This is a genomic window from Bradyrhizobium sp. (genome assembly GCF_030693485.1).
Taxonomy (GTDB): domain Bacteria; phylum Pseudomonadota; class Alphaproteobacteria; order Rhizobiales; family Xanthobacteraceae; genus Bradyrhizobium.
On record NZ_JAUYAN010000303.1, the window covers coordinates 1 to 7725 of the forward strand.

Sequence of the window (7725 nt, forward strand, 5' to 3'; positions counted from 1 at the left end):
GTTCACCGATTTCGTCGAATTGCCCTCGCAGCTCTACGAGCACTGGCAGGAGCAGCCCCAGGTGCTCAGGCAGTTTGCCCGCCACTACCAGACCGGCGAGCCGCTGCCGGACGATCTCCTGAAGCGCTTTATCGCCGCGCGCAAATTCAACCAGGGTTTTGCCACTGTCGAGTTCGTCTCCTCGGCGCTGATCGATCTCGAATTCCACACCCAGCCCTCACAGTCGATATCAGATGTTCGGGCGTTCGAACGCGCCGAGTTGGACAAGATCGGGATGCCCGCGGAAATCTCGCTGCGGCACCGGCCGACCCAGTTCGGCCATGTCTTTTCTGGCGATCATTATGCCTCGGGCTATTACAGCTACATGTGGTCCGAAGTGATGGACGCCGATGCCTTCGGCGCCTTCGAGGAAGCCGGCGACATCTTCGATCCCAGGGTTGCAAAACGCCTGCACGACGACATCTATTCTTCCGGCGGCTCGCGCGATCCGGAAGACGCCTATATCGCGTTCCGCGGCCGCGAGCCGGAGCCCGACGCGCTGCTGCGCCGCCGCGGCCTGCTTGAAGAACCAAAGGCGGCTTGAGGTGAAGAAAATGAAAAGAAGTTTGCCGGGCCTGCTGCTGGCCGTCGTACTCGCCCTCGGCGCCGGAGAGGCGCAGGCCCATCCGCATGTCTGGATCACCGCTTCCAGCCAGGTGATCTATGCGCCCGACGGCGCGATGTCGGGCGTGCGCCACGCCTGGACGTTCGATGACATGTTCTCTACCTACGCCGTGCAAGGCATCGAGACCAAGGTCAAGGGCGTCTACAGCCGCGAGGAACTGGCGCCGCTGGCCCAGACCAATGTCGAATCGCTGAAGGAGTTCGACTTCTTCACCTTCGCCAGGGCCGACGGCAAGAAGGAGAAATTTCTCGAGCCGGTCGACTACTTCCTGGAGCACAAGGATGGCGCCCTGACGCTGCATTTCACGCTGCCGCTGAAGGTGCCGATGAAGCCGAAGGCGCTGGCGCTGGAAGTGTTCGATCCGGCGTTTTTCATCGACTTCAAGTTCGACGACAAGGACCCGATCAGACTGGTCGGGGCGCCCGCCGCCTGCAAGCTGGCGTTCCAGCGGCCCAACGACGGCACCGCCACCGCGCAGAAGCTCACCGAGGGCAATTTCGCCAGCGGCGACAACTCGAACTACGGTGCGATGTTCGCCAACAAGATCACGGTGCAGTGCCCGTGATCCCGGAACCCGGCTCGAGGCTCGCGCGCGGCCTGATGATGGGCGCCGCGGCGGTGGCCGGCGTGATGTTGCTCGACGGGCTGGTGCATGTGGTGTTGGCGCAGACGCCGTTCGGCGCGCCGAAGCGTGCCCCCGAACCGCAGGCCGGCGGCATCGTCGGCTGGATTCTCGCCAAGCAATCGGAATTCTATCGCGAGATGTCCGCGACCATCCGCGCCGCCAGGTCCGACGGCAGTGCGGTCTGGACGCTGCTGGCGATCTCGTTTGCCTACGGCATCTTTCACGCCGCCGGTCCCGGCCATGGCAAGGCGGTGATCTCGTCCTATCTGGTCGCCAACCAGGAGACCGCGCGGCGCGGCATCGTGCTGTCGTTCGCCTCGGCGCTGATGCAGTCGCTGGTTGCCGTTCTGATCGTCGGGATTTGCGCCTGGCTGCTCAACACCACCGCCAAAACCATGTGCGGGGCTGAAAGGGCCATCGAGATTGCCAGCTACGCGCTGATCGCGGCGTTCGGCGCCCGGCTGGTCTGGACCAAGGGCGGCGGATTTATGCGCGCGCTGCAGACCCGCGCGCCGGTACCTGCGATCGCCGGCGCCGCGCATCATCATGGCCACGACCACGGCCATGCCCACGATCATCACCATCATGATCACGGGCATCACCATGATCACGATCCCCACCACGTCCATGACGAGCATTGCGGCCATTCCCATGGTCCGGCCCCGAGCGAACTCGCCGGCCCCGGCGGCTGGATGCGCGGTTTTGGTGCAATCCTGGCCGTCGGCATCCGCCCCTGCTCGGGCGCCATCTTGGTGCTGGTGTTTTCACTGGCGCAGGGTCTGTTCTGGGCCGGCATCGCCGCAACCTTTGTTATGGGCCTCGGCACCGCCATCACGGTCGCCGCCATCGCCGTCATCGCGGTGTCCGCTAAAGACCTCGCCCGGCGCCTCAGCGCTGGCAGCGAGGGCGGCGGCGCGCTGATCATGCGCGGCATCGAATTCGGTGCGGCGGGACTGGTGCTGCTGTTCGGGGTGGGGCTGTTGTTCGGGTATCTGGCGGCCGAGCGGGTGACGTGTCTCTGAACGTAGCTCGCTGATACAATCCGGAAATGACTGCAGATTTGACCGGCGCGGTTGAGGAGGAAGCTTGGATTTGCTACTGTATCGTTATGGAGCGCGACGAAGCCATAAGCCGATTGCAGCAGCACGAAGCCGATCTTAAGCGGCTTGGCGTCGAACATCTCTACATGTTCGGCTCGACGGCGCGTGGCGAGGCTAATGTCGATTCCGACGTGGACCTCTTTTTCGACTATCAAAAGGGTAGGCTCGGCGTCTACGAACTAATGGACGTCAAGGAATACGCCGCCAGCATCCTCGGCCGCAAGACCGACATCATGACGCGCGACAGCCTGCACAAGACGCTCCGGGAAGCGATAGAAGCCACAGCCGTTCGCGTGTTTTAGTGGCGGCACGTTCGGTCATCCCTCGCTTGACGGACATCATCGAGGCGATCGAACGCGTCAATAGCGTATTGGTGGACGTGTCGCTCGAAGCATTCGAAAGCGATTGGCAGCGGCAATGGCTCGTCGAACGCGGTTTTGAGATCATTTCCGAAGCCAGTCGTCATCTTCCGGATGATCTGAAAGCGTGCCATCCCGAAATCCCCTGGCAGAAAGTTGCGGGGATTGGCAACATACTGCGCCACAACTATGAGAGCATCGCGGCAGCCATCCTGTGGAAGCTGGCGCAAGCCGATTTGCCGATATTGGAAAAGGCCTGCCGGTCGGAACTTGCCGCGGAGCAAGGTCGAGAGCACCGTTGATATCTGGACAACCGGAGAATCGATGTCACGCGAGCAATTCTGGTTCTTCCACCCGTTCCGGGTGCGCTATTCCGAAATCGACGGTCAGGGCGTGGTGTTCAACGCGCACTATTTGACCTATTTCGATACCACCATCACCGAATATTTCCGCGCGCTCGGCTACGACCAGTACGCCGATGCCAAAACGAGCGGCATCGATTTCCATGTCGTCAAATCGCTGATCGAATACAAGGCGCCGGTGCTGTTCGATTGGGAACTGGACGTCGGCGCGCGGGTGGCGCGGATCGGCAATTCGAGCCTCACCTTCGAACTCGCCATCTTCCTGAAGGGCGGCACGGATGCGCTGGTGACCGGCGAGGTCGTGTGGGTCTATACTGACCAAAGGACTCATCGTCCCGTCCCGATCACGAAATCGATCAGGGACTCCATCGCCACGCGCGAGTTGCATCTGGCCTGACGCAGCGTTGCCCGCAGCGCCCCCTGCGACAAATTAGCCCGTCGGGTAAAATTTCGCTTTTCCAGAAACCCAAATCACCCGTAAGATTCTTGCCATCCTGTCCCCGAGCAAGGGGCGTTGGCCATCGTTACCGAACGCTGGGATGGGATGCGGTGGACGCGGCGGCATCGGGCGCGGAACGGGATTGCAGGGCGGGTAAACTCCGTGAGCGGCCTGGAACGTGTGAACGAGCGGTGTTGATGCGTACGGCAAAAGCGTGTGGACCCGATGCCTCACTGGTAGGCGTCAAGTCTCGCGGAGGTGCTGCAGGCCCGACCGGGCCGGGGCGCCGGTTTCCGCGGGGCGACGGAGGCGACAAAGGCCATAATTCTCCGGGGTGAGCGCGTGATAAGCCGTCAAGCCATTGCGCAGGGAATGTCGGATGTTCTCCGCTGCCCTGTATGCTCGTGTGCAGTTTTTTCGTACGACTTCGCACACGAGACCGCAGGTGCAGCGCGCATCCGGCATTCCCTGCTCCCTCGTTGGAGGGAGAACGACAGGCAAACCTCGGGCAGATCGTGCCGCGAGAACGTGGACGCATATCCGCTGGTTGAGATGAATCTCAACTCCCACCACGTCATTGCGAGGAGCGCTTGCGACGAAGCAATCCATTCTTGCCAACCGGCACCGCTGCGAAATGGATTGCTTCGCGGAGCCTGTCATCGGGCGGCCCTTCGCGCCGACCCGTTGGCTCGCAATGACGCTGATGGGCCGGATTGCTCCGCGCGACCGGTCGGCCCGCAATGACGTGGTAACGCCGGACGCCTCATCCCGGCAACCAGTGCCGGATCGCCGGCAGGAAGAATATGCCGATGTTGATCGCGAACCCGATGCTCCACAGGATCGAGCGAAGCGTCGGGCGGTTGCCTAGATAGGTGAAGACATACGCAATCCGCACGATCAGGAACAGTATCGCCAGTTCGTTGATGAGGTGCTGCGGCGCGGCCCGGAATTCCGCCAGCAGCACCGCGATCGCGAAGAACGGAAAGGCCTCGACGCCGTTCTGATGCGCGCCCAGCGCGCGCTCGGCGATCGGGTCGTCATAAAAGCCGGGGTCGCGCGGCCTGGCGTTGTCGAAACGGCGGAACCCGATCCACTTGATCGATGCGATCGTCAGCAGATAGAGCATCAGCGATCCGAAAACGCACCATTCGGCGATCGTCATGGTTTCCCCCGATGCGCATGGCGGTGACCCGCAGGGCCTGCGAAAACGTGACATTATCGAAAGCGCCATTATCTTGACAAGGATACCCCAACGCGCGAAGCCACGGGCATCATGACAGCCGCTGCAGCCATCGAAACCGCCAAGCCTGTTACCAGGTCTGATATCAGGCCTGATGCCGCGCCTGCCGCCGGAATCAACCCGGGACGCGTCGGCGTCCTGCTGGTCAATCTCGGCACCCCCGACAGCGCGGATGCGCGCGGCGTGCGGGTCTATCTCAGGGAATTCTTGTCCGATCCAAGGGTGATCGAAAATCAGGGGCTGTTCTGGAAACTGGTGCTAAACGGCATCATCCTGCAGGTGCGTCCCAGCCGCAAGGCGCGCGACTACCAGAAGATCTGGAACACCGAGAAAAACGAATCCCCGCTCAAGACCATTACGCGCGCGCAGTCCGAGAAGCTGGCGGCGGCGATCGCCGATCATGAACATGTCGTGGTCGATTGGGCGATGCGCTACGGCAACCCGTCGATCGCGGCGCGGATCGCGGCGCTGACGGCGCAGGGCTGCGACCGGCTGCTGGTGGTGCCGCTCTATCCGCAATATTCGGCGGCGACTTCCGCCACCGTCTGCGACGAGGTGTTTCGCGTGCTCGCCGGCATGCGGGCGCAGCCCACGGTGCGGATCACGCCGCCCTACTACGTCGACGCCGAATATATCGATGCGCTGGCGGTTTCGATCGATGCGCACCTCAAGACCCTGCCGTTCGAGCCGGAGCTGATCCTGGCCTCGTTCCACGGCATGCCGCGGAAATACATCGACAAGGGCGATCCCTATCAGGCGCAATGCGTCGCCACCATGGAAGCGTTGCGCCGGCGCATGGGCCTCGATGCCTCGAAGCTGATGCTGACCTTCCAGTCCCGCTTCGGCTTCGACGAATGGCTGCAGCCCTACACCGACAAGACCATCGAGCAACTGGCCAAGGACGGCGTGCGCCGCATCGTGGTCGTGACCCCCGGCTTTTCGGCCGATTGTCTGGAGACGCTGGAAGAAATCGCCAAGGAAAACGCCGAGATATTCGAGCACAATGGCGGCGAGCAGTTCTCGGCAATTCCCTGCCTGAACGACAGCGATCCCGGCATGGATGTGATCCGCCAACTGGTGCTGCGGGAGTTGCAGGGCTGGATCTAGCAGGCTGGATCCAGAAGCTGGATACAAGGCCGCAGTGACGATTAAATGATGCCGGCGGCTTCGTCAGCGAAACGGGGCACTTGACCGGCGCCCGGGCGGTGACCCCTTGGCGGCCGCCAAACCCCGCCCTACCTGTCTGTAAAAGGTTATACTGAACCGGCGCGGCCGGTCTTCAGACCAAATAATGGACGTCCGCGAGCAACTGACTTTGCGGCTTTGGAGGATTTATGAGCGGTTTTGACATCTTCGCCATTGCATTCGTGCTGCTGGTCATTTTCACGCTGTTTGCCGGCGTCAAGACAGTGCCGCAGGGTTATGATTGGACCATCGAGCGGTTCGGCAAATACACCCGCAGCCTGTCGCCGGGCCTGAACATCATCGTTCCCTATTTCGACCGTGTCGGTCGCAAGATGAACATGATGGAGCAGGTGATCAGCATTCCCGAGCAGGAGGTGATCACCAAGGATAACGCCACCGTGACGGTGGACGGCGTCGCCTTCTACCAGGTGTTCGACGCCGCCAAGGCCAGTTACGAAGTATCCAATCTCGATCAGGCGATCATCGTGCTGACCATGACCAACATCCGCTCGGTGATGGGCGCGATGGATCTGGACCAGGTGCTGTCGCACCGCGACGAGATCAACGAGCGATTGCTGCGCGTGGTCGATGCCGCGGTGTCGCCGTGGGGATTGAAGGTCAACCGCATCGAGATCAAGGACATCGTGCCGCCCGCCGACCTGGTCGAGGCGATGGGACGGCAGATGAAGGCCGAGCGCGTCAAGCGCGCCGACATCCTGCAGGCCGAGGGCCAGCGCCAGTCGGAAATCCTGCGCGCCGAAGGCGCCAAGCAGGGCCAGATCCTGCAGGCCGAAGGCCGCAAGGAGGCTGCGTTCCGCGACGCCGAGGCGCGCGAGCGCTCCGCCGAAGCCGAGGCCAAGGCGACGCAGATGGTCAGCGAAGCTATTTCCAAGGGCGACGTCGCCGCGCTGAACTACTTCATCGCCGACAAGTACATCAAGGCGTTCGGACAGCTCGCGGACTCGCCGAATCAGAAGATCGTCATGCTGCCGATCGAGGCGATGAGCATTCTGGGATCGCTGGCCGGCATCGGCGAGATTGCGAAAGCGACCTTCGGCGAAGGCGCCGTGGCCGCGCAGGCCGCGCGCCGCGCCTCGGTGCCCAGCACCGGCCCGATCCCGCCGCCGGTGACGCCGCAACGGTAGGGTCGTTTGACGATGAGCGCGGGGCGCAAGTCTCTTCCCTCTCCCGCTTGCGGGGGAGGGTGCCGAGCAAAGCAAGGCGGGTGGGGGCTCCCTCCGCGAGTCCCGCCGTTGAGAGAGCCCCCACCCCAACCCTCCCCCGCAAGCGGGAGAGGGGGCGCACCGTCGCCGTATTGATGTGATCGGTAACGAGAAAGAACAGAGGGTCACACGATGACCGAGATATTTTCCACCCTGGGCACCTGGAACTGGCTGATCTTCGGCTTCGTCCTGATGGCGCTTGAGCTACTGGCGCCCGGCGTCTTCATGTTCTGGCTCGGGCTCGCAGCATTGCTGGTCGGGCTGTTGTCGTTCGCGATCAACCCGTCGTGGCAGTCGCAGCTGCTGATGTTCGCGGTGTTCGCGGTCGCCGCGGTGCCGCTGTGGCGGCGCGTTGCGCGCAGCAACAGCGCTGTCAGCCAGAGCAACCCGTTTCTCAACAAGCGCACCGACGCGCTGGTCGGCCGGGTGTTCACGCTGGAAAAGCCGATCATCGACGGCTCGGGCACGGTCAAGATCGACGATACGATCTGGCGCGTCGCCGGTCCCGACGCGCCGGCCGGCAGCCGG

At 62.7% G+C, this 7725-nt stretch carries 10 protein-coding genes; 9 read left to right on the forward strand and 1 reads right to left on the reverse strand.

All coding sequences use genetic code 11. From position 1 onward, the window contains the following. From Q8N40_RS22100 to Q8N40_RS22125, 6 genes are all read left to right on the forward strand, one after another. Nucleotides 1-583, forward strand: a 583-nt coding sequence (locus Q8N40_RS22100; RefSeq protein ID WP_305713307.1) for a M3 family metallopeptidase, incomplete at its 5' end; no start/stop codon positions are given. A 10-nt stretch (nt 584-593) separates the two neighbouring features. After that, nucleotides 594-1229, forward strand: a complete 636-nt coding sequence (locus Q8N40_RS22105) for a DUF1007 family protein (RefSeq protein ID WP_305713308.1) — start codon at nt 594-596, stop codon at nt 1227-1229. Nucleotides 1230-1264: 35 nt separating this feature from the next. Continuing rightward, nucleotides 1265-2311, forward strand: coding sequence for a nickel/cobalt transporter (locus tag Q8N40_RS22110; protein WP_305318229.1), 1047 nt, complete (start codon nt 1265-1267; stop codon nt 2309-2311). Nucleotides 2312-2337: 26 nt separating this feature from the next. After that, entirely contained in the window at nt 2338-2691 is a 354-nt protein-coding gene (locus tag Q8N40_RS22115) for a nucleotidyltransferase family protein (protein ID WP_305713309.1), read from the forward strand. Between the two features lie 26 nt (nt 2692-2717). Continuing rightward, nucleotides 2718-3050, forward strand: coding sequence for a DUF86 domain-containing protein (locus Q8N40_RS22120; protein ID WP_305713310.1), 333 nt, complete (start codon nt 2718-2720; stop codon nt 3048-3050). Between the two features lie 22 nt (nt 3051-3072). Then, nucleotides 3073-3507 (forward strand): thioesterase family protein, encoded by a 435-nt coding sequence (locus Q8N40_RS22125; RefSeq protein ID WP_305713311.1) that lies wholly within the window; start codon nt 3073-3075, stop codon nt 3505-3507. Nucleotides 3508-4312: 805 nt separating this feature from the next. Here Q8N40_RS22125 and Q8N40_RS22130 read toward each other — a convergent pair. Then, nucleotides 4313-4711 carry an MAPEG family protein gene (locus tag Q8N40_RS22130; protein WP_305318872.1) on the reverse strand — a complete coding sequence of 133 codons (399 nt, stop codon included), beginning with the start codon at nt 4709-4711 and terminating at the stop codon, nt 4313-4315. 111 nt (nt 4712-4822) lie between these two features. Here Q8N40_RS22130 and hemH point away from each other — a divergent pair, with 111 nt between their 5' ends. From hemH to Q8N40_RS22145, 3 genes are all read left to right on the forward strand, one after another. After that, nucleotides 4823-5896, forward strand: coding sequence for a ferrochelatase (gene hemH / locus Q8N40_RS22135; protein ID WP_305713312.1), 1074 nt, complete (start codon nt 4823-4825; stop codon nt 5894-5896). Nucleotides 5897-6123: 227 nt separating this feature from the next. After that, nucleotides 6124-7119, forward strand: coding sequence for an SPFH domain-containing protein (locus tag Q8N40_RS22140; RefSeq protein WP_305713313.1), 996 nt, complete (start codon nt 6124-6126; stop codon nt 7117-7119). 210 nt (nt 7120-7329) lie between these two features. Further along, nucleotides 7330-7725 (forward strand): NfeD family protein (locus tag Q8N40_RS22145; RefSeq protein ID WP_305713314.1); only part of this gene is annotated, 396 nt, incomplete at its 3' end.